At 31.8% G+C, this 24,068-nt stretch carries 19 protein-coding genes; 7 read left to right on the top strand and 12 right to left on the bottom strand.

Annotated features, from left to right (window positions below; genetic code table 11):
• Positions 1-42: 42 nt before the first annotated feature.
• The gene (brnQ, locus tag G9F71_RS04250; protein ID WP_318011101.1) at positions 43-1,323 is read right to left on the bottom strand and encodes a branched-chain amino acid transport system II carrier protein; all 1,281 of its coding nucleotides are present in this window, start codon (positions 1,321-1,323) and stop codon (positions 43-45) included.
• Positions 1,324-1,817: 494 nt separating this feature from the next.
• Here brnQ and G9F71_RS04245 point away from each other — a divergent pair, with 494 nt between their 5' ends.
• A complete protein-coding gene (locus G9F71_RS04245) occupies positions 1,818-2,498 on the top strand; it encodes a class I SAM-dependent methyltransferase (protein ID WP_164949678.1) in 681 nt (226 codons plus the stop codon).
• An 82-nt stretch (positions 2,499-2,580) separates the two neighbouring features.
• Positions 2,581-5,265: an FAD-dependent oxidoreductase gene (locus G9F71_RS04240; RefSeq protein ID WP_164949701.1), complete on the top strand. Its 2,685-nt coding sequence runs from the start codon at positions 2,581-2,583 to the stop codon at positions 5,263-5,265.
• 152 nt (positions 5,266-5,417) lie between these two features.
• Here G9F71_RS04240 and G9F71_RS04235 read toward each other — a convergent pair whose 3' ends face one another.
• The 5 genes from G9F71_RS04235 to G9F71_RS04215 form a co-directional block, all read right to left on the bottom strand.
• Positions 5,418-6,680 (bottom strand): ABC transporter permease, encoded by a 1,263-nt coding sequence (locus G9F71_RS04235; protein WP_164949677.1) that lies wholly within the window; start codon positions 6,678-6,680, stop codon positions 5,418-5,420.
• Complete coding sequence (locus tag G9F71_RS04230; protein WP_164947656.1) at positions 6,680-7,573, bottom strand: ABC transporter ATP-binding protein; 894 nt, start codon at positions 7,571-7,573, stop codon at positions 6,680-6,682. Before G9F71_RS04230 ends, G9F71_RS04235 begins: the two co-directional genes overlap by 1 nt.
• A 125-nt stretch (positions 7,574-7,698) precedes the next feature.
• The gene (locus tag G9F71_RS04225; RefSeq protein ID WP_224626175.1) at positions 7,699-8,979 is read right to left on the bottom strand and encodes a D-alanyl-D-alanine carboxypeptidase family protein; all 1,281 of its coding nucleotides are present in this window, start codon (positions 8,977-8,979) and stop codon (positions 7,699-7,701) included.
• Positions 8,980-9,065: 86 nt separating this feature from the next.
• Positions 9,066-10,499: a L,D-transpeptidase/peptidoglycan binding protein gene (locus G9F71_RS04220; protein WP_263488131.1), complete on the bottom strand. Its 1,434-nt coding sequence runs from the start codon at positions 10,497-10,499 to the stop codon at positions 9,066-9,068.
• A gap of 438 nt (positions 10,500-10,937) precedes the next feature.
• Positions 10,938-11,576 (bottom strand): TetR/AcrR family transcriptional regulator, encoded by a 639-nt coding sequence (locus tag G9F71_RS04215; RefSeq protein WP_164949676.1) that lies wholly within the window; start codon positions 11,574-11,576, stop codon positions 10,938-10,940.
• A gap of 319 nt (positions 11,577-11,895) precedes the next feature.
• Here G9F71_RS04215 and ftsH point away from each other — a divergent pair, with 319 nt between their 5' ends.
• On the top strand, positions 11,896-13,695 hold the full coding sequence (gene ftsH / locus G9F71_RS04210; RefSeq protein ID WP_164949675.1) for an ATP-dependent zinc metalloprotease FtsH: 1,800 nt from the start codon (positions 11,896-11,898) through the stop codon (positions 13,693-13,695).
• 447 nt (positions 13,696-14,142) lie between these two features.
• Here the strand turns inward: ftsH and G9F71_RS04205 are convergent, their stop codons facing one another.
• The 3 genes from G9F71_RS04205 to G9F71_RS04195 all read right to left on the bottom strand — a co-directional run bounded on the left by G9F71_RS04205 (position 14,143) and on the right by G9F71_RS04195 (position 16,102).
• Positions 14,143-14,742, bottom strand: a complete 600-nt coding sequence (locus tag G9F71_RS04205; protein ID WP_164949674.1) for a nitroreductase family protein — start codon at positions 14,740-14,742, stop codon at positions 14,143-14,145.
• Positions 14,743-14,856: 114 nt separating this feature from the next.
• On the bottom strand, positions 14,857-15,561 hold the full coding sequence (locus tag G9F71_RS04200; RefSeq protein WP_164949673.1) for a pirin family protein: 705 nt from the start codon (positions 15,559-15,561) through the stop codon (positions 14,857-14,859).
• A 94-nt stretch (positions 15,562-15,655) separates the two neighbouring features.
• Positions 15,656-16,102 carry a MarR family winged helix-turn-helix transcriptional regulator gene (locus G9F71_RS04195; protein ID WP_164949672.1) on the bottom strand — a complete coding sequence of 149 codons (447 nt, stop codon included), beginning with the start codon at positions 16,100-16,102 and terminating at the stop codon, positions 15,656-15,658.
• Positions 16,103-16,463: 361 nt separating this feature from the next.
• Between G9F71_RS04195 and G9F71_RS04190 the strand changes: the two genes are divergently transcribed.
• The 4 genes from G9F71_RS04190 (at position 16,464) to G9F71_RS04175 (ending at position 21,264) form a co-directional block, all read left to right on the top strand.
• Entirely contained in the window at positions 16,464-18,161 is a 1,698-nt protein-coding gene (locus G9F71_RS04190) for a methyl-accepting chemotaxis protein (protein WP_164949671.1), read from the top strand.
• Positions 18,162-18,304: 143 nt separating this feature from the next.
• On the top strand, positions 18,305-18,622 hold the full coding sequence (locus G9F71_RS04185) for a hypothetical protein (protein WP_164948004.1): 318 nt from the start codon (positions 18,305-18,307) through the stop codon (positions 18,620-18,622).
• Between the two features lie 396 nt (positions 18,623-19,018).
• Positions 19,019-20,092: a hypothetical protein gene (locus tag G9F71_RS04180; RefSeq protein ID WP_164949670.1), complete on the top strand. Its 1,074-nt coding sequence runs from the start codon at positions 19,019-19,021 to the stop codon at positions 20,090-20,092.
• Between the two features lie 86 nt (positions 20,093-20,178).
• Positions 20,179-21,264: a hypothetical protein gene (locus G9F71_RS04175; protein WP_164949669.1), complete on the top strand. Its 1,086-nt coding sequence runs from the start codon at positions 20,179-20,181 to the stop codon at positions 21,262-21,264.
• A gap of 130 nt (positions 21,265-21,394) precedes the next feature.
• On the opposite strand, the gene G9F71_RS04170 is transcribed toward G9F71_RS04175, so the two are convergent.
• The 3 genes from G9F71_RS04170 to G9F71_RS04160 all read right to left on the bottom strand — a co-directional run bounded on the left by G9F71_RS04170 (position 21,395) and on the right by G9F71_RS04160 (position 24,025).
• Positions 21,395-21,547, bottom strand: coding sequence for a hypothetical protein (locus G9F71_RS04170; protein ID WP_164949478.1), 153 nt, complete (start codon positions 21,545-21,547; stop codon positions 21,395-21,397).
• A gap of 475 nt (positions 21,548-22,022) precedes the next feature.
• A complete protein-coding gene (locus G9F71_RS04165) occupies positions 22,023-23,429 on the bottom strand; it encodes a peptidoglycan binding domain-containing protein (protein ID WP_164949668.1) in 1,407 nt (468 codons plus the stop codon).
• A gap of 143 nt (positions 23,430-23,572) precedes the next feature.
• Positions 23,573-24,025: a hypothetical protein gene (locus tag G9F71_RS04160; RefSeq protein WP_164949667.1), complete on the bottom strand. Its 453-nt coding sequence runs from the start codon at positions 24,023-24,025 to the stop codon at positions 23,573-23,575.
• Positions 24,026-24,068 lie beyond the last annotated feature (43 nt).

Here is a 24,068-nt window from a genome sequence, read left to right as displayed (position 1 = left end):
TTTACTAATTTATAGACTTATCGAATCTAGTGAATTAACCTTCTAACTCTCTATTTTTAGTGATTTTACTAACCTGTTAGAAATTACAAAAGCAAGTGTAGCTGGTATAACCCATCCAAATCCTACACTGGATAAAGGAACATATTTAAAGAATCCAATGCTATTTGCTGTTAAATTATTAATAGTATTTAAAACACTTACTATTAAAACTGTGTATGTAGTTATAGCAACTACCTTATTATTTTTCACTATATCACCAAGCAAAGTAGTAACTATTAGAACAATTACAATTGGATATATAATTTGTAAAACTGGACCTGCCATTTTAATTAAACTATCAACATCCTTTGTAGCCATTACTCCACTTACTAAAGCCATACTAATAGCAATCGCTTTGTAAGATAATTTACCCTTAGAAAGTTTAACAAAGAATTGTGATCCAGCTGAAAGTATTCCTATAGCGGTGGTTAAACATGCAATAGCAACACATAAACTAAGTATACAACTACCAATACTACCTAGGTCTAATCTAACAATTTCTGTAACCAGACTAGTTCTAGATATCTTTCCAGGAAATAAAGTAGTTGTTTGAGTCCCAAGGTACATAAGTCCCGTATATACAAAGGATAAACCTATTAAAGACACTACAGCCGATTTCATAGTTATCCTCATTATATCTTTTGAGCTTTTATAACCTTTTGCTCTAATAGATGCAAGAATTATTGATGAAAATATAACACCAGTCATAGCATCCGTTGTTTGATATCCTTCTATTAAAGCTTTTGAGAATCCACCTTGGTAAGATGTAGCTACAATTGGTCCAATAGGATCTATTATTCCTTTAACTATAATTACAGCTAACATTAATAAAAGTGCTGGTGTAAGTATTTTACCTATATTATCAATTATTGAAGAAGGTTTAAGCGCAAATGCAAGCACTATTGCAAAATACACTATAATCGATATATTTTGTCCAATTGATGGAAATAAAGGCTGAATTCCCAGTTCGAAAGTTGTTGCAGCTGTTCTTGGAATTGCAAATAAAGGTCCTATAACAAGAATTAAAGCTATAGAGACTATTACAGAAAATACTCGTCCTACTCTATCTGCCATTTTTTCAAAAGTACCATTAATTTTAGCACAGGCAATTACCGCACATAGAGGAAGACCAACTCCTGTAATAAGAAAGCCCATAATTGATGATAAAACTTTATCCCCTGCCGCTTTTCCTAATGTTGGTGGAAAAATCAGGTTTCCCGCACCGAAGAACATTGCAAATAATGCAAAACCTATAACTATTGAATGTTTTGTTGAATTTTTGATTTACATAACCTCCATTTTAATTTATCTTTATAGTTTTTATAACAAATAAATCAGTACTTCTTTAAAAAAACGATTTGCTTTATACATATTACCCTTATAACTTTAACTCTAATATGCCCTTACTCAAAATTATAACAATATTTCATTTTATCATTTTTATATGTATCTGTCAAAGCCACCTTAATGTGACTTTTTAAAAAAATCAAATTCCATAGTGATTGTAACACTACATGAACTACTTGCATCATAACTTATCTAGCAATAATATAATTTATAAAATTTCCATCTCTCCTTTTATGAATCACGCCGCTTTATACATGATTTCACATAAAATCATATATTCATTTTTTTACCCAATTTACGGTAATAATGGTATAATTAAATAAATGATTTATGTCCTGCTGGTATGATGTGACGAACTATTTAAAATTCCTAATAGAAGTAACCAACAAAGATAGTGTTAAGACTATCAAACTTATTAAAGGGGAACAAATATGAATAATTCTATAAACAAAACTAAAATGCAATTTAATAAAGTAGCAGAGGAATATGATTTTATGGAATCATTGTTTGATAATAGTAAATTTTTCATTTTAGAAATGTCAGATAACAAAGGCTCAGTATTGGATATAGGTTGTGGGTCAGGTATTTTGGCATACAAGTTGTCAAAGCATTACGATAAAGTAATAGGTATTGATATATCAGAAGAAATGTTACATATTGCTTCAAATAAAAGACAATCACCAAATATAAAATATATAAATATGGATGCTAATGAGTTGAAGTTATATGAAAAATTTGATTTTATAACAAGTCGGACAACCTTTCATCATATAAATAATATTCCATTATTACTCACAAAAATTAAGGATATGGTTAACCCTGGCGGTAAAATTGTAATTGTAGATGTTATATCTAACTTTGAAAAAGAACCAACAATATTTAGTATTATTGAAGCGTTTGAAAGACTTATACCAAATTGTAAAATGTTTGGTGTAAAGATTGGATTTAGAATATTTAAATTTAATATTTCAAAGGATTGGCTAAAGCATTTAGCTTCAGATAGATATTTATCAGAGGAGAAATTCAAAGATTTATTTACTACTAATTTGCCAGGATGTAAAATTTCCAGAAATGCTTATCAAATGCAAGTTATCTGGGAAAATAAAAAATAGGATACTGCAAGATGATCAAGTTAAATAAATGATTTTTTTTAGAAGAATAAAGTTGAAACTAAATATGGGGGAGGGACTATATATGGTAAATGAAAAAGTATTGGATCTTGCAAATAAGATTAGTAAGACAAAGCGTGGTTCAAAATCAGAAATTACGCGGGAACATCCGGAATATAAAATTTTGGAACCTGTTGTTACAGAAGAAATGGCAGAAGTAGCACTTTGTCTTGAATTACATAAACCAAAAAGTGCGAAGGAAGTTGCAGCAATCTGCGGTAAATCTGTAGTGGAAACAGAAAGACTCCTATGGGAATTAGCCGTTGCCGGTGCTTGCCTCGTTGGTGAAAAAGAAGGTGTTGATAAATACTGGCTTGAGATTTGGGTTCCGGGCCATATGGAACTGATAGTTAACCACCCACATAGGGAAAACATTAAAAACTTTAAGCAAATTGGCCAGGCTTTTGATGGGTACGGGAAAAGAAGAGCTCCTATAGCGGCAGGTCTTTTTCCTATAGGAACAGGCGTGATGCGTGTAATCCCTATCGAAAAATCCATTGAAGGAGAAACTAGAAGAGCATCCTATGAGGAAATTTCTAAATATCTCAATGAAAATACTGTTTTCTCAGTTTCCAATTGTTCTTGCCGTACAGCAAGAGAAGCTATGGGAGAAGGTTGCGGTCACTTGAAGGAAGATATGTGTATTCAGCTAGGCGATGCTGCCCAGTTCTATATCCGTACAAGCAGAGGCCGAAAGATTACCCGCGCGGAAGCTTTTGAAATTATTAAAAAAGCCGAAGAAAATGGTTTGATGCATCAAATACCCAATACAGATGGTCCTGGAAAAACCCACGCCATTTGTAACTGCTGCGGTTGTTCCTGTTTATCTACGAGAAATGCCTCAATGTTCCTTAACAATGATTTTGTGCGTTCAAATTATGTTTCAAAAATCGATAAAGATAAATGTGTTGCTTGCGGAGAATGTGTTGCGGTTTGTCCTGTTAATGCATTGAAACTAGGTCAAAATTTATGTACTAAAACACCAATTACTCCAGAAAAAAGAGAGGATTTCCCATCCAATACAAAGTGGGGTCCAGAGAAATGGAATGTGGATTATCGTACTAATAGGCAAAATGTTGTTGAAACCGGTACAAGTCCTTGTAAAACAGAGTGTCCAGCTCACATATCTGTTCAAGGATACATTAAGCTCGCTTCTAAGGGAAAATATAAAGAAGCCCTTGAACTTATCAAGCACGAAAATCCATTTCCAGCAGTATGCGGACGTATCTGTCCAAGAAAATGTGAATCCGCCTGTACAAGAGGCGATATCGACGATCCTGTTGCTGTAGATGAAATCAAAAAATTCATTGCAGATCAAGAGTTAAATGTGGATAATCGCTATGTACCAAAATTGAGACATAAATACGAAAAAAAAATTGCCATTATCGGTGCTGGCCCATCAGGTCTTTCCTGTGCTTTCTACTTAGCTATTGACGGTTATAATGTAACTGTGTTTGAAAAACAAAGAGCACTTGGTGGTATGCTTACACTTGGAATTCCAGCTTATAGATTGGAAAAAGAAGTAATTAATTCAGAAATTGATATTTTAAGGGAACTCGGCGTTGAGTTCAAGACAGGTATTGAAGTTGGCAATGATGTTAGCCTTCGCGAACTTAGAAATGAGGGATATGAAGCATTCTATGTTGCAATTGGTGCTCAGGCAGGTAGAAACTTAGGGTTAGAGGGTGAAGATGCAGAAGGCGCTATTACAGGTGTTGATTTCCTCCGTGCTGTAAACCTTAGTAATGACATAAAACTTGAAGGAAACGTAGTTGTAATCGGTGGCGGTAACGTTGCTATTGATGTTGCAGGAACAGCTGCAAGACTTGGAGCCTCCAAAGTTGATATGTATTGCCTTGAGAGTCGAAAAGAAATGCCAGCCCTTGAAGAAGAAATTGAAGAAGCATTATCAGAAGATATCGGTATCAACAATTCTTGGGGTCCAAAACGAATTCTTCAACAAAATGGACGTGTTTCCGGCATAGAATTCAAAAAATGTGTTTCAGTTTTCGATAAGAATGGAAAGTTTAGTCCTATATTTGATGAAAAAGAAACTGTGATTGTTAAGACAAATAATGTTTTGATTTCAGTAGGTCAAGGAATAGAATGGGGCAACCTGCTGGAAAACAGCAACATAGAATTAAATCCAAACAAGACAATCAAAGCAGATTCTTTTACACTTCAGACAGGAGAGCCAGATGTATTTGCTGGTGGAGATGCAATGACAGGTCCAAAGTTTGCTATCGATGCTATTGCTATGGGTAAAGAAGGTGCAATTTCAATCCATCGTTATGTTCACCCAGGACAGAGCTTAATTATTGGTCGTGACAGGAGAGAGTATCATGCACTTGATAAAGAAAACTTGACTCTTGAAAGCTATGACCGTATGCCAAGGCAAAGAGCACTTCCTGTGGATGGAAAAAAATCAAAAGAAACCTTTAAAGATTTACGTAGTACATTTACAGAAAATCAAGTGAAGAAGGAAGCAGAACGTTGCCTTGGCTGCGGTGCTACAACTAGAGATGAATACATGTGTATAGGATGCGGTGCATGTACAACCAGATGTAAATTCGATGCTATTTCACTTGTCAGAAAATATGACGCTTCAAGCGTACCGCTAGAAAAGCTTAAACCGATAATTGTTAAAAACATGATTAAGCGTAAAGGTAGAATCTTTGTCCATAAGGTTAAAAAATCCTTACGCAAATAGAAAATATTGCTTGCTAGCCTATCTCAAAGCAAAACCTCCTCAGAATAAATAATATTTATTCTGAGGAGGTTTTTTTAGTAGTATATCACAAGTAATTTACTTCAATTATATTACTATCAATGGATACTATATTTTCATAATATTCTGCTTCATTATTTATTTCTATTTGAAATTTTCACTAAATCTTTTAGTTTTAAACGTCTGCCGTAATGAAGTATAGCGGAAGAGTATATTTTTATTGACATCCAAGCTATAATAGCAATTGTTATTCCCAAAGAAAATAATGAAGCTACAATTTGTAAGGTAGGAACTTCTGTAGCTAAAATCCTACAAGGCATAGAAAATGGCGCAGAAAATGGAACAATAGATGCTATAATTGATACACTACCCTTTGGCGCAGACAGTGAAAAATATCCTGCGTAAAATGCTACCAGGGTTACCATATTTATAGGCATAAGGGCTGAATTGACATCCTCTGCCTTGCTTACAGTAGCCCCAGCAACAGCATTCATCATAGCATACAATGAATAACCCAGTATAAAGTATACAACTATCATTGCAATACTAAAGGGCGTGAAGTTAGAAAAATCAAGCATTTGACCTGCTATTGCAAAGTCCTCTGGAAAAGTTAATTTGTAAGTTAATGCAGCAGTAAATACAACCAAAGACAGTTGAATTAACCCAAGCAGTCCCATAGCGGCACTCTTTCCAAGAATTATTTTTGATGGTTTCGTGGAGGTTACAAGGAGTTCCATTACCCTTGAAGTCTTTTCAGAAGCCACAGACATGGCTACTCCATATCCATAAAAATAAATTACAAAGAACAACAACATACTTATAACCATACTTGAAATGTAGCTATTCATTTTTGGTTTTCCAAGTTCATTAACCTTAAAGGAAATATCGCTTTGTACCATTTTAGATACGTCATCAGATACCTTAGCATCTTTTAATAGGTTAGTTACAAAAGTACTTTTTATTATATGACTTACTCCCGTAGAATCTGGTCCATCGCCAGCTTGTTTAACTAAATAATCAAAGGTGGGTACACCGTTTTTCTCATCTAGAATTATTAGCGTATTATTATCTCCATCCTTAACTTTACTTTTAAGCATATCAACACTACCATAAGGCTGAGACTTAACTTCATATTCTGAAAAGGCTTTGCCGAGATTACTTAAATCTCCCTTTAGAATACCCTTAGCATCAACTACATAAATAACTCCCTTAGCTTTGCCACCTTTTGATTGTTGCTCTGTTTTATTATTTCCATCATTGTGGAAGGTCTTTATTATAGCTGGCAAACTAATTATTAAAACAGTTAAAAGTAGTGTGATTACAGTTGAAATAATAAATGCTTTTTTTCTGGAGTTTTCTTTAAATGTATAGACTAAAACCGCAAGAAACTCTTTCATTATTGTTCACCAACCTTTTCAATAAATATTTCATGAAGAGAGGGTTCACGAATTTCAAATTTATCAAGTCTTATTTTTGATGTTATGATTTTTTCAAGAAGGCTGTATGCCTGCTGGTCTGATTTAATTTTAAATTCGTACCCAGTAGCGGTTTTTGATAAAATATTCATGCCTTGCTCTTTTATGAGATCCTCAATTCCTTCTTGGCAGTTCACAGTAAGATTTGTTCTTCCATAACCAGCCTTTATTTGTTTTAAATTACCCTTTAGGATAGTTTGTCCATCTTTTAATATTACAAGATCTTTGCAATACTCTTCAATAGATTGCATTTGATGACTGGACATTATAATAAATTTATCCTTTTCAACTAATTCGTTAATTACACTTTTGAACAAATCAGCGTTTACTGGGTCAAGACCACTTAGTGGTTCATCTAGAATAATCAATTCTGGATCATGCAAGAGTGCTGTTATCAATTGTATTTTTTGTTGATTACCCTTAGACAATTGCTCTGCAGTAAAGTTTGAGTATTCAGATACCTTAAGCCTATCAAACCAATAGTTTATAGCTTTTTTTACTGACTTTCCATCCATACCTCGAAGTTTTCCGAAATATGAAAGTTGATCTACTACCTTAGCCTTAGGATATAAACCTCTTTCCTCTGGTAGGTATCCAAATTTCACAGTTTCTCTTGTAACAGCCTTTCCATTCCATTCAATTGTTCCGCTATTTTTTTCAAGAATCCCCAAAATCATTCTTATTGTTGTGGTTTTGCCTGCTCCATTTGTTCCAAGCAAACCAAACACACCTGGATTTTCAATTTCAAAAGAAAGATTATCTACTACAGTTTTTTCTCCAAACTTCTTTAATACGGATGATATCTCTAGTGCCATATTACTTCCCCCTTGCATAAGACGCATTTATTTTGATGCACCTTATATAACCATAAATTTTCATACATTGATATTATAACATTAACTTGTCAAAATTTGAAATATCTAGTTAAAAATTGTCTGTTTTATCTTGAATTCCTTTTAAATTTACTTTTTCTTTTTTTCTTCTTACTTAAATTAATTTTTCTTATTATAACAACTATTCCTATTAAGAATAAAATAAATATTCCAGCAGCCATAAGATATATAAGTATAATATTTTTTGTTAAAGTTCCACTAGAAGCCATTGAATAAAGCTTATAAGTTTTGACTTTTCCTTTTTCAGTTAATGACAAGGTTCCAATGCTCTTATTCCCTTTAAGACTAGAAAGGTCAGTACTTGTTAAGTTTATATTCTCCTGCAACTCTTTTTTATTCGCTTCGTTGTTGAAATAGCTAATGTCTTCTTTAGCCACAAGTGGTACACTAACAGTTTTCTCTGGACCAAGGGAGCCAAGCGGTTTGTATTTTAATGTTTCGGTTTTTATAATGTCATTCTTTGCATGTAATACTGTCTGCTGTAAATTATAGCTATAGTCAATTATTTTTTTCATATCATTGAAAACATAAGTGTCATTGGCATCATGAACTGATCCCATAACGACTCCCATAATTTCTCTTCCATTTCTTTCATAAAAGGCTACAAGACATCTCCCAGCTTTTGAAGTATACCCTGTTTTCCCAGCAATACAACCATCGCTTCCAAGAAGTTTATTACTATTTTCAATAACAAATCTTGTACCCTTTGATGTTGATAAAGTATTTTTCTTTTTATTCATTGACTCTTTTACCCAGGGGTTTAAAAATGAGGTTCTAGCCAATATACTCATATCATAAGGCGTAGTATAATGATCTGGACTATGAAGACCATTAGAAGTTACAAAGTGAGTTCCTGTCATATTCAATTTTGCTGCCTTATCATTCATCATTTTCATGAAATTTGTAGAATTTCCTGAAACGTTGTCTGCAATCATATACGCTAGGTCATTTGCTGAATAAAGTAACAGTCCATCCATTACATCCGCAGCTGACATAGTTTCATCAATCCCGATTGGATGAAAATTAACATTTAATGAATCCGCGGGTTGAGATTTTGCACTTTGAGTATATTTCAATTCATCATTTTTCCCCATGTTCTCAGCCAGCAATAGTGCCGTCATTAGCTTTGTTGTACTTGCTGGGTACATTTGTTTATCTACACTTTTCGCATAAATTATTTCGCCAGTTGCAACATCTACAGTTATTGCTGCTTTCCCATATATTGTCGTCAAATCAGTAGTGCCATCTATACCCGCAGCGAAAATATTTGAACTCATAGAAAACACTAGAAATAATACAATTAAAATTAAAAACTTTTTATTTTTCAACTTTCATCTCTCCATTACTTTAATTTATTGTGCACCTAATCTAATACCAATAAAAAGAAATCGCCTTATTTAGCGATTTCTTTTTACTAATTATAACAAACAACTGGAGTACCTGACTCAATATTATCAAATACTGTTTTTGCTAAATCGTATGGTGAATTTATACAACCATGGGACCCAGCGCTCTTATATAGCACTCCTCCAAACTTATCTCTCCAGCTTGCATCATGAATTCCTATTCCTCCATTAAAAGGCATCCAAAAGTTAACAGGAGCAGCGTAACCTTGACCTTTAAGGGTTGCATTTTTTTCTTTATATTTTAACTTATAAATACCTGGTGGTGTTGCATTCACCGACCCTTCAGTACCTGTGACAACATCCCCTTGTACTACCAGTGAACCATTTTTATAAAACCATAAATGCTGCGTTGTCAAATCTATTTCTACATAGGTATTCCCCATATCATCGTTACCATGATATAAGGCAGTTTGAGTATATTCTGGTTCTTTTGTTATAGTTTTCCCTTCTTTTATAGTCGAAATTAAAGCTTCTGTTTCCTTATCTTTATTAATTGACCATCCATAATCACCAGTGTTAATATTCATTGCCTTTTTTGATGATGAAACAAAATTTCTGCTCTTACCAATTGTATTATATTTGTTAGAAAGTTCGTCCATATAATTTTCAACTTCTTTTTCATCAAATGTGACTTTAATATTCTCATCAACTACAATCCACTTATTTATTGTAGAACTATCTAAAAGTTCTTTATCTTCTCCAAAAGTATAGGTGATTTTTGAAGATACATATTTGTTAAGCATGCTTCTGGTGTCGACGACTTTTTTAGATTTCGAAGTATATTGCGGGTTAACATAATAATTGATTGATTCCAAATCAATTGTAGCTTCCCCCTTACTTACTGCTGCTGACACATGCTCATATAAAATATCTTTATTAACCTTATTTCCAAGAACTTCACCTACAATCATATAACCATTATCTGTATACTTAAAGCTAGCATTTTTAGGCTCAATTACATTACTGCTATCAAAACAAGATAGCTTGTCCACTCGCTCTTTTAATAGATTCTTATCATATTTAATTCCTTCTACCATCTTAGAATCTTTTTTATTAAAAACTGCTGAAACCCATTTATAAGGATTCTGTCTATCTTTAAACTCCTTAAATTGCCCATCTGAATTATACTTTAATCCAACATCTTTACCATTAATTTGCTCACTTTTACCGCCTCGCTCTTTTATATTCAACTTATACTTTTGAATTTCAGATGCCATTTGTTTATTTACATTCTCAACAATCTTACCTGAAACACTAATGCCATTTATTTCTGAACCAAAATAAAAATGATTCATGAAATACATTGCCATTCCAAAATATATAACAAGTAAAGTGCAAATAGAAATTATAATACCTGTAACAATTTTCTTGCGCTTTTTTATTGGCCTTATTATTGACTTTTCTAATTCATTTTCCGTAATTCCCACCCCTTCTGATTGCAATAAAATGCCGACTTAATACGTGTCCTTCCTAAGTCTACATTTCATTTTATGTACTAACCTTCTACTACAAATAACAACGCAAATATAATAATACATCTTTTAAATAAATTATGAAAGAGGTATTTTTTTTAAATTATGTGCCACCCTAAAATTAAAAATAAAGTAGAACATATAAAATCCAATAATATCAATGCTGTAAACGTGTCCACAATTGCATTGTTTGTAGAAAAATTTTCCCTAAGGTAACTGTGACTTGAAAAAAACATTAAATATCTTAACTTTCCCATGATAAAAAGACTAGCCCTTCCTTTATAAACTCAGGTAAGGTTGATATATAAAAATCCCCTACATCTTTTATTAATGTAAGGGATTAATGAATCTTCTATTATCATACAACCGATAAACTTGAATGAATTATAGAAAAGCAACATGAGTTTTTCATTTTTTATTCAGTTCTATAAGTGGAATTATTAAATTATCAACAATATGTTCTACATAGCTCATTTTAATGGGTTTGCCAGTAATTATGAGTTGATAAAATAATAATGCTGGGCCCACATCTGCAAGAAGTTTCAATTGCTCCTTGTTTAACTTCTTATTTATGGCACACTCTATGGCATCACTAAATATACATGTTTGATCCGTTATGCAATCCAAGTTAATAGCTTCGGATAATAATTTATCTCTGCTTATTGCTGTTGCAATGGACAGCATTACTTTTTGCCTAACCTCGTCTTTTATCCCGAAATATATGCTAAGTGATTCACACAAATAATCTCTTAAATTGTCTCCGCAGCGCTCCATATCAACCTTCTGCTCACAAGGCATCATGAACCTTATGGCTTCTGCTATAAGATACGGCTTAGATTTCCATCTGCGGTATAATGTAGCTTTTCCTGCATGGGCCCTTAATGCAATAGAATCCATGGTGACGCACTCATACCCCTGCTCCGCTACCAAATCCAAAGCAGCTTTTAGAATAGCGACATCACGCCGTTTATCTACAGGTCTTCCAATCTTACCTGGGACTTTTCCTTCAAAATTTTCAATGAAATCGGATTTATTTATTATATCCATCCCCTAGCCTCCATTTTCTGCTTTCCATAAATATATCACACTGTAAACATCTTTTCAACATAACTGAACATAATAGTTTTGAAACTATTGTGTTTTATTATTTGCTATGATATACTCTCATTTATAAAGGATAAGAATCGAGGAGTTGTAGATTTATGATATTTTAAAAATGCCTTTGATGGAAACTATTATTTAATATAATGAGATTATAGAGCCTATTATGAAATTAATAGAATTTTATTAGGCTTAAGTATATAATAAGTGAAAGACTAAGAACCTAAAAAGTTAAGTATATATTGAGAAAGAGAGGTGATCTCTGATGAAAAAGAAATCAAGTATTGCTGTTTGGGCTATAATCCTTGCTATTATCGCAGTATTTATGTTTTCTAAAACAAATCAGAATTCAACAATTATTAATTTTAATCAATTTCAAACCAATTGGACAAATAATACTATAAAAAGCTTCGTGGTGGAAGATGATCAGATGTCAGTCTCTGGAACTTTAAAAAATGGAACTACATATAAAACCATTGTTCCATCTGCTAGATTATTTCAGTTTATTAAAGATCATCCAAAAAATCCACCGATTTCCGAAACATACCTAGCACCATCCGGTATGTTAATGTGGTTACAGTTTTTGCCTAATTTACTATTCATATTAATGCTTGTAGGCTTTGGATTTATATTCATGAAACAATCCAAGGGCGCCGGTGGAAGCGGCGGTGTAATGAAGTTTGGTAAAAGCAAAGCAAAACTTGCTGACCCTACTGCGAAAAAAGTTAGTTTTAATGATGTTGCAGGAGCAGATGAAGAAAAAGCTGAGCTTGCCGAAATAGTGGATTTTCTAAAGCAACCTAAAAGATACATGGAAATGGGTGCTCGTATACCAAAGGGAGTTTTACTTGTGGGCCCACCAGGAACTGGTAAAACACTTCTTGCAAGAGCTATTTCAGGAGAGGCTGGAGTCCCATTTTTCAGCATCTCAGGTTCAGATTTTGTAGAAATGTTCGTAGGCGTTGGAGCTTCCAGAGTGCGAGATTTATTTGATCAGGCAAAAAAGAACTCCCCTTGTATAATTTTTATAGATGAAATTGACGCTGTAGGAAGACAAAGAGGTGCAGGAGTTGGTGGTGGAAATGATGAACGAGAGCAGACATTAAACCAACTGTTAGTCGAGATGGATGGCTTTGGAGAAAATGAAGGAATAATAATGATTGCAGCTACAAATAGATCAGATGTACTTGACCCAGCACTACTAAGACCAGGTAGATTTGACAGACAAATATTCGTTGGAGTTCCTGATACTAAGGGTCGTGAAGCAATTTTGGCAGTTCATTCTAAAAATAAGCATCTTGAACCTGAAGTTAAGCTTAGCGTACTTGCAAAAAGAACACCTGGATTTACAGGTGCAGACATTGAAAACTTAATGAATGAATCAGCACTTTTAACTGTACGAAAAGATAAAAAACTTATAGGAATGGATGAACTTGAAGAAGCAGTTACAAGAATAATTGCTGGACCTGAAAAGAAAAGTAGAGTGGTAAGCGAAGCCGATAGAAGGCTTACAGCGTATCATGAAGCAGGCCATGCAATTGTAATGAATTTACTTCCAATGTCAGATCCTGTTCACCAAATAAGTATAGTTCCAAGAGGAAGGGCTGGCGGATATACTATGAGTCTTCCAGATGAGGACAGATCATATATGTCTAAATCAAGACTTGAAGAGGAAATTGTAGGACTATTAGGCGGCAGAGTTGCAGAAAAACTAGTTATTGGAGATATAAGTACTGGTGCAAGCAATGATATTGAAAGAGCAACTTCAATTGCAAGAAAAATGATAATGGACTACGGAATGAGTGATACTCTTGGACCAATTGCTTTTGGTTCAGGCAGTGATGAGGTATTCCTTGGAAGAGACATGGGTAAAGGTAAAAGCTTTAGTGAAGAAACTCTAAACAAAATTGATGGAGAGATAAAAAAACTTATAGATGAAGCATATAGAAAAGCATTAAAATTACTAACTGATAACAGAAGTAAACTTAATGCTGTTGCGGAAGAGCTTTTAGTACGAGAAAAGCTTGAAGCAGTGGATTTCCAAGAAATATTTGCAAAAAGCTAATTAATAATATGTCACAGGCTACCATAGCTGTGATTTTATTTTTTTTGGTCAAAATTAAAATCTATAGTTTACAAACAATTCTCAATTTTGTCACACTAATGACACATAGAATTGTTATTATAAATACATAGAAAGCAATTGATTTTTTTAATTAGAGTCCCCCTTTAATTAAATATAAACTTAATATTACTCCTTAAAAAATATAATAAGTAATAAGATTCAAAGGAATGACACAACCATGTGCATTCCTTTGATTTTTGTCTAGTATCTACTACATTTTAGCAATAGTATCATTATATTAATAGGCACCCCTTTTCTAATCTAGTTAGTTATATAAAAATCCCCTACATCTTTTATTGATGTAGGAGATTAATGAATATACTATTTTTAATTTTATGCTATTTCTAATGGAGCATTTTCTTTTTTATTGGTTTATTAATGTGCAAATTATTTAAACACCTTAATGCGATCTTCTAATGGTTGAAACTGTTTTTCATCAGGCTGTGCTGTTGGTTTTCCAAATGGCATTTGTGCGATAAGTTTCCAGTTGCCTGGCACGTTCCATTCTTTTTTTACATCTTCCTCAATAAGTTCGTTATAGTGTTGTAGTGATGCACCAAATCCCTCAATTTCTAAGGCAGTCCATATAACGTATTGGTGCATTCCACTTGATTGCTGAGACCAAACTGGGAAATTGTCCTTGTAGAGAGCAAATTGACTCTGAAGAGATTCAATTACAGTAACATCCTCAAAGAATAAAACTGTGCCATATCCATTACGGAATGAATTTATTTTATCCTCAGTTTCACCGAATTTATCAGCAGGAACTATCTTTCTTAGAGTTTCTTTTGTAATATCCCATAATTTATCATGATGTTTTTCTAGCAGTAAAACTACTCTCGTACTTTGAGAATTAAATGATGATGGTGTATTCTTTACGGCCTGTTCAATAACTTCTTTAATTACTTCATCTGTTGTTACCTTTTCTTTACTAATTCCATAAAATGAACGTCTTTCTGCTACAGCAGTGTAAAAATCTTTTTTCATATTATTATTCCTCCAATTTTTATTAAATACTATTTTTTCATTATTTACAAATACAAGCTAATGTATCCCTTTTTATATCATTTAAAGCATAAGACAAATCTTTTAAGAATAATCTTACTTCTTAGACTTTTTCATCTCTACAACAATAAAATGTGAAAGTACTTTTGCCTTTATCTTTATATCTTCTTCAACAATTTCCATAGCATCTCTTTCATTTAAAGTAATTCCATTAATATTTGATTTTCCTTCTATTTGAACTAAATACGCTTGCCTATTTGCTTTAACTGAATAATTTATTTCATTGCTTTCTTCTAATTCTAATGTAAATATATTTACATCCTGATTGACTTTTATAGCTGCATCTCCTTGATTACTTGATACCATATTGAGCCATTTATTTTTTCTTTCATTCCATCCAAATCTATATTCACCGTAATTAGGTTTATGTCCATTTTTATCAGGAAGTATCCATATTTGAAGGAATCTTGCTGTCTTTTCTCCTAAATTATGCTCACTGTGATAAATACCTGTACCAGCGCTCATATATTGAACATCCCCACGCTTCAATGTACTTTTATTACCCATACTATCACCATGAGTTAACTCCCCACAAACCACATAGGATATAATCTCCATATCTCGATGAGGGTGAGTATCAAATCCTGTATGAGAATTAACTAAATCATCATTTATCACCCTTAATACTCCAAATCCCATGTTATTCGGGTTATAATACTCAGCAAATGAAAAATGAAATTTGCTTTTTAGCCATCCAAGATCACTCTGTCCCATTTTTATACTTTCTATTTTTCTTAACATTTTAAAATCTCCTTTCATTGAATAAATTATTATATATAACTACTTAGTTTATTACTAACTAGTTATATATAATTAAAATATATGGTGTAAATATTTATACACCTGATAATTTTTTAAGTAAAACTATTAAATTTTTCTTTTCTTCTATTGTTAATGAACTAAAGATTTCATTTATATTTTCTAAATGTTTTGGGAATATACCACTCATAAGGGTTTTTCCTTCTTCAGTAATACTTATCAAATTAACTCGTCTATCCTTTGGATCAGTACATCTCTTAACGAGATTTCCCTTAACTAAATTATCTATAACAACAGTCATATTGCCACCAGTAGAAAGGATTTTATCTATTATTTCACAGACTCTTAAATCGCCTTTATGATATAATATCTCAAGTACTGCAAACTGAGAAACTGTTAACCCTCCCTCTTTAATAGTTTTATATTCTCTTTTATGAACATTTTGAGTACATCTACTCAATGCTATTAATGCCTTTAAATTTAAATCTACCACTTCTCCATAAGTATTCTTTTCTTTATCCATACCTATAATATATTACTAATTAGTAATATCGTCAAGCTTTTTTTTACAAAGACCTCACTATAAAGTAAAATACAGAATGTATTGAATAACGACTAATTATTTTTTAAAGGTTTATTCTATCTATTAACTAATATTATCATATTTGTATATGCTAGTAAAACAATTTATCTGAATTACATAGGTCTATATAAATGGTAGCAAGAAGGTTCCTTTGTTTGCCTTTCACATTCTCGTCATAATTATATATTATGTTATAAAATTCAACAATTTGCTTGTATTTATACACTAAAGATAACCTTAAATTAGTCGATAAATAAGTAGATAAAATAAACTATTGAACTAAATTGTAGGGGGAATAACTTTGAAAAATCTTAAAAACCTAAAAATTGTTAATAGCGTAATTGCAATGTGGATTATATCACTTATTTGTTCATTAGTAATAGGAGTAAATGGATTTATCAACATGAAAAAATTAAATGGAAATGTAGAAACAATATATTCACAGCAACTTATGTCTATCTCCATATTAGCAGAGCTTAATGGGGAATTAGGACTAATAAGACAAAATTTCACTAAGCTAATTGATAGACCCTTTAATTCAGCTATTATAACCATTCTAGATGAAAACGACAAATTGTTTAAAGAAAATACAGCTAAAATCGAAAAATACTGCACTACATCAGCAGGAAAGGAATCTTTCAATTCTCTTAAGAAAAATTATGAAGATTACTTTGCCGGTATAAATGTAGTAAAAGAAAAGAAAAAGCAGGGTCAAAATGCTACAAATGAAGAAGTTGCACAATATGGTATATCAGGAACTAACTTATCTAAAAGTATGCTTGAACTTACTAAATTAAATCAAAAATCAGCAGAAGATATATATAATAAGTCGTTGCAGCAATATAATAGCAGTAGAAATATATTTATTGCAATGGGTATAATTCTTTTCATAATTTTAACATCAATATCCTTAATAGTAATATCCTTAGTTAAATCTTCTATTAAAGAGTTTTCAAATGCATTAGCTGTTATTTCAACTGGAGATTTTACTATTGAGTTAGATAAAACTGGTAAGAATGAATTTGGTAAAATGAAAAGAGAATTAGCAATGACTATCAGTGCTATAAGTCAGATACTAAAGACAATAAAAGAAAATACAGATACTATTAGTGAACAATCGCTATCCTTGTCTGCTATATCAGAGGAAATGACAGCTTCAACCCAAGAGGTTGCAAATGCTATACATGAAGTTGCAGAGGGGTCAACTTCTCAATCAACGGACTTAATTGAAATGTCTTCTAATCTAAGTGCCTTTGGTAATGCCATAAATAATATAGTATTATCTGTTGAAGAGGTTGAAGTTAATGCCAAGAGTGTTAATAATATGGCTACAAATAGTAATACGAAGCTAGAGGACTTGGTGAAGTCTGTTGCTAATATTAGTGGTGCATTTAAAGATGTAAGTACAAAATTTGCTAAGTTAGGTACAAGTATTAATAAAATAAATGAAATCACTACTTTAATAAACAACATTGCAAATCAGACAAATCTATTAGCACTTAATGCAGCTATCGAGGCAGCTAGGGCTGGAGAATCTGGAAAAGGCTTTGCCGTTGTTGCTGATGAAATTAGAAAGCTTGCAGAGCAAAGTAAAAATTCTTCTACAGAGATAGATACTTTGCTGAAAACTATTTCATTGGAAACAGAAGGGGTCATAGTTACTACTAGTAAAGTGGATTCTGACCTTGTGGATCAAGTTGATATAATTGATAGTTCAATATCTGTATTTAAGGATATTATTACTGCTATCGAAAAAATGCTACCTTTAATTGAAAATACAAATTTAGAAGTGAATAAAATAAATAGTGACAAAAATTCCATAATATCTAAAATTGAAAACGCTTCTGCAGTATCAGAAGAAAATTCAGCAGCTTCAGAGGAGATAGCAGCTTCTGCACAGGAAATGAGTGCATCCTCAGAGGACGTGGCAATTAGCGCAGAAAAGCTATCTTCAATTGCAACAAGAACTATAGAAGAAGTAAATAAATTTAAACTATAGTCATAAGGAGCAGATACACAACCAATTTCTGGTTAGGTACCTGCTCCTATTACTTATTTATATTAAAAAAATGAATATTTTTAATTAATAAACTTAACTCTATACAATATATAATAAATTTAAATTTGTGAGGAGTGTTCCCTATGATAATAAAAGCTGATTCAATCTGCTTAACCTGGCATGAAATCTTGATAAAGAAAGGAATTAATCCAGAAATGGCAAAATCATTGATTGGATTTACATCATGGAACCAAAAAGAATTTCCTGATAAACCTGGAAAACATATTACAGATATTTTGCAAGGATATAGTGGGAAAGTAATTGTAAAAGATGTTATTGGTACTAGATATAACGATATTGGATTATTATTTTTAAATAATGCTATGCCAGATGATGTGGCAACTATGGTTTTTGATATAATTATGAAATATGAGCAAGAAGAAGTTTATGATATTTTATAGATAAATTAATATAAATTTCAAATATTTAACATGAACTTAAATAAATATTGTTTTTATTATCATCTTTGAATTAATTCTAGCGTAGCGATTATAGATTACATCTAAAGCTGCTTTCTTTTGAGAAACCATAAGTACTTTCTTTGATTTTCATCATTAATTTCTACCTCTACTGAATTTCTTTATGGCTTTATTATAAATTCTAGTTCTCTTTGTCTTGTAATAAAATTGTACCATTTTTGACAAAAACAGCACTAAATATATAGAATAATGCATAATAACAATTTAAAATCTTAGTTATCCTTTATTTTTATATGATTATTAGTTATAATGAGTTATATTTTATAAAATAATTTAACTATTATTTTAAATACATTCGACTAAAGGAGGAACTCTCAAATGAGTTTTCAATTACCAACGTTCGCATCAGCAGATTTCTCGCAGAGTTTTTTTGTTAATGCACCAGATGCTAAAATAAGTGAAGTTAAAAAAGATGGAGTTGCTCCCAAAGGTTTCTTAATAACTTCTATATTGCCTGAATATTTTAAAGTTAAGGGACAGTGGGTACTTCCAACCCAAACATCTATAGAATGTACTGCTGTCGTTCGCGATAACAACACTATAGAAATTGTGGAATTTAGAAACCTTAAAGTTGGCGATAAAGTTGTTTTAGGAAAATCTAAAGATGGAAGTGAAGGTATATACCAATATACTAGTGGATTTGATAACTTACCCAATGTAGGACTAGGGAGATCTGTTGAATCTTCATTTTCAAGAGATTATAGTGAATTATATGAATTACTAGAATATGAAAAAGAAAATAATGGATATATAGTTTGGGTTCTAGGACCAGCTGTGGTTTTTGATTATGATACTAGAGCTGCACTATCCGCACTTGCTGAAAATGGGTATGTAAACGCTCTTATGGCTGGAAATGCTATGGCAACCCATGATCTAGAAGGAGGGCTCCTGGGAACAGCATTGGGTCAAAATATATATACTCAAGAATCTGTTCCAATGGGTCATTATAACCATTTAGATCTAATAAATGAGGCTAGACGCGCAGGTTCAATAGAAGCATTACTGAGTGAAGGCAACATAAAAGATGGGTTTGTGAAAACCTGCATAGAAAAGAATATACCTATAGTTCTTGCTGGATCTATAAGGGATGATGGGCCACTTCCATCTGTTTATCATAATGTATCTTGTGCCCTGGATGCTATGAAAGCACAAACAGATAAAGCAACAGTAGTAATTTGTCTTGCTACAGTTCTTCACTCAGTGGCAACTGCAAACTTAGCTTCATCTTATAGAGTTGTAGACGGAAAAGTAAGACCAGTATATTTTTATTCCGTAGATATTGCCGAATATGCAGTTAACCAAGTATCAGTTGCTAGAGAATACGTAGGTGTTAAAACAATAGTTACTAACGTTCAAGATTTTGTGGTTAATCTTCAAAAAAACTTGAGTTAATATAGCAGCTTTGAAAAAGATAATTTACCCTATTTACTTCTAAACGCACTAACATACATTATTATATTAGTAGGAGGAGATTTTAAATGAGTTTTGAATTGCCAAAGTTTACACCGCCGGATTTCTCGCAAGATTTCCTTGTTAATGCCCCAGACTGTACAACCCAAGAAGTAATTAAAGACGGAGTCACTCATAAATGTTATCATGCATTATCAATATATCCTGAATATTTTAAGATTAAAGGGAAATGGGTAATAGCGAGTGAAAGCCGTATGGATAGTGTTGCAGTTGTTACTGCAGATGATGACATAAATATTGTGGAATTTAGAAATTTAAAAGCTGGCGATAAAGTTGTCGTAGGAAGAACTGAAAATGGAAGTGAAGGTATATATATGTATACTAAAGGGTTTGCTTCTGATGATGGAGATGTTGATACATTTGCATTCAGAAGTGGGAGATCAAGAGAAACTGCCTTCTCAAAAGACTACGATGAATTATATGAAATTATGCAATATGAAAAAGAACACGATGGTAAAATAGTTTGGGTTTTAGGACCCTCAATTGCATTAGATGAGAAATCAAGAGCTGCCTTTGCCTCACTAGTGGAAAATGGGTATGCTCAAGCTGTTTTATCTGGAAATAACCTGGCTACTTATGATTTAGAAAATGGAATGTTCAAAACAGTTTCAGGTCAAGAAATTTTTGAGTCTCGTGAAAATGCTCATTATAACTATATTGCAACTATAAATGAGGCTAGACGAGCAGGATCCCTTGCAGAGCTTATAAATTCAGGTAAAGTTAAAGATGGTATAATAAAAGCTTGCGTAGAAAATGATATTCCTGTAGTACTTGCTGGTAGTATAAGAGATCGATATGCATTGCCAGGTGTTTATGATAATGTGTATGAATCGCAAAATGCTATGAGAAAACATACTAGAAAGGCAACTATGCTTATATGTTTATCATCAGTACTTCATACCATAGCTGCCGGAAATATGACTCCATCGTACACTGTAAAAGATGGGACTGTTAGACCCGTATATATATATTCTATAGATATACAAGAGTTCTCTGTTAACAAATTATCTGATAGAGGAACATTAGAAGTTAAGACATTAGTTACAAATATCCAAGACTTTATAGTTAACGTAGCGGAAGGATTAATCAAGTAATAATATAGTTAAAGAAAAAGTATCAAGAATATTAACAATCTTGATACTTTTTTTATGGAATTTTATAATATCAGGCTTTTGCAGTAATTTCTCTTGTTAATTATGATAATTTTTATTCTATACATATAAATTATTTGCCATATAAGCCTTGACCACCTGATGCTGGGCTTTGTGATCCGTAAATCTTTGCTCTCTTAGTATTTTTTTGCTGTGAAGACTTTACTTTTTTTTCTTCAATAATTTTTTTCATTAGTTCCATGCTTTTATTCATATCATTTTTCATATTTTTTACCTTCTTTTTTTTATTTTTTACATCTTTTACATTAAAAAACTAACTGATACCTTCCAAATGAATATTTGCAAGGTATGATTTGTTATTTTATTAATCTATTATACCCCAAAAACAGTCCTTTGGGTGATAATATATATTTTACTCAAAATACACATATCTAAAACATTATCAGCAATCATAAACTTCCAGTTTATCTTATGAAATGTATTTTTTTAAAATTATTTTTAATTTACAATTAATTATTAATTTTGTCACTATACTGACATATATAATTGTTATTATAAGTACATAGAAAGTAATTAATTTTTTAATTAAAGTCCCCCTTTAATTAAATATATATTTAATATTATCCCTTAAAGGAACTGGTTAATATAATCAGTTCTTTTTTATTGTATAAAAGTTAGCAAGAAAAAAACTGCTCTCTACTAATAATCCACAAAATAATATGTTTTGTGAAGCATATTTGCTAATAACAAACAACTGGAATACCTGCCTCAATATTATCAAATATTGCTTTTGCTAAATAGTATGGTGAATTTATGCACCCATGAGACCCATCTGTCTTATATATCTTTCCTCCAAACGCATCTCGCCAGCTTGCATCATGAATTCCTATGCCTCCATTAAAGGGCATCCAAAAGTTAACAGGAGAAACGTACCCTGGACCTCTAAGGACTGCATCACTTTGTTTATATTTTAACTTATAAATGCCTCTTGGCGTTATATGATTAGAGCTTGCATTACCTGTAACAACATCTCCCTCTGCTATTAAATCACCGTTTTTATAAAACCATAGATGCTGTTTTGTCAGGTCTATTTCTACATAGGTATTCCCAATATCATTTACACCATAGGAAATGGCAGTTTGAATATATGCCGGCTCTTTTGCTATGGTTTGCCCTTCTTTTATGGCTGTAATTAAAGCTTGCGCCTCTTTTATTCTATTAATTGACCAGCCATAATCGCCCCCTCCAATATTTATTGTCTTTCCTGATGATGAAACAAAATCTCTATTCTTACCAACTGTATTGTAATTTTTAGAAAGTCGATCTATATAATTTTTCACTTCTTTTTCATCAAATATGACCTCAAGATTCTCATCAACTGTAAGCCACTTATTTATTGTAGAACCATCTAAAATTTCTTTATGGTTTCCAAAAGTATAGGTAATTTTTGAAAATACGTATTTGTTAAGCATGTTTTTTGTATCTATAATTTTGGGTGAACTGGAAGTATATTGTGGTTTAACGTAGCAATTAATAAACTCCAAATCTATTGTAGTTTGTTCCTTAAGTATTGCATCTAATATATGATCATATAAAATGTCTTTATTAACCTTATTTCCATGGACTTCACTTACAATCACATAGCTCTTATCTATATACTTAAAGCTAGGATTTTTAGGCTCAATTAAATTACTATTAACAAAACAAGAGAGAGTGTCCACTCGTTTTTTTAATAGTTGCTTATCATATTTAATTCCTTCTATCATTTTAGATGCATCTGTATTAAAAAATGCTAAAATCCATTTATAAGGATTCTGTCTATCTTTTAATTCTTTAAATTGCCCATCCGAATTATATTTTAAACCAATTTCATTGGCTCTAATTTGTTCATTTTTACCGCCTCGTTCTTTTAGATTTAACGCATAAGTCTCAAGTTTAGATGCCATTTGCTTATTTACTGCCTCCACATTTTTACCTGAAACATTAATGCAATTTATTGTAGAACCAAAATAAAAATGATTCATGAAATATATTGCCATTCCAAAATATATAACAAGTAAAGTAAAAATAGAAATTATAATACCTATAACAATTTTCTTGTGCTGTTTAATTAATCTTATTATTTGCTTTTCTACTTCATTTTCCATAATATTTCACCCCTTCAAATCAAAACAAAATTTATAATAAGTACGCGTCCTTTTTAATCTACATTTCATTTTATGTTCGGACTTACCTACTTAAAACACTTATTATAAATTTTGTTTGTAAAGGGATAATTAATTGTAAAATATTAAATTGCTCTTTTTAAGGTTGGCTTATGTTCCTTTATTGGATCTACTGCTTTTATATATGGTATCTCCCAATTTTTAATTCCATTTGTGAATTTTTGTGGATATTGATATCTATGTGCCTTGTACACTTTTTTTTGGTGTTCTATTACCTCTTCACCAAACATCTGCTTTACTTCATTCATATAATTCTTATTAATATTAATTTGTTTAAAATTAAAATCATTGACAATCTTCAAAAATCTATCTACTTCATTTTGAAAAACTTTAGCAAAAAAAGCATTTTCATTATTGCCATCGCAAATTAATATTGGGTTTAGTGGACCTTCATTAATAGTAGCTTTCAATTTATATATGCTTTTTTTGTTCCTCCCTATAAAATAACCATAATTAATATAATTAGGATCCTCATCTTGCGGGAAAATTACATTATATAACAATTCTTCTTCATTCATTTTAATCCTCACCTTTCTAATAAATTATTAGATTAATAAAACT

It is taken from the genome of Clostridium sp. FP2 (assembly GCF_011065955.2).
GTDB classification, from domain to species: domain Bacteria; phylum Bacillota; class Clostridia; order Clostridiales; family Clostridiaceae; genus Clostridium_AD; species Clostridium_AD tagluense.
Note: the sequence above shows the minus strand (reverse complement) of the source record. Positions and strands in the feature narration are given on the sequence as shown.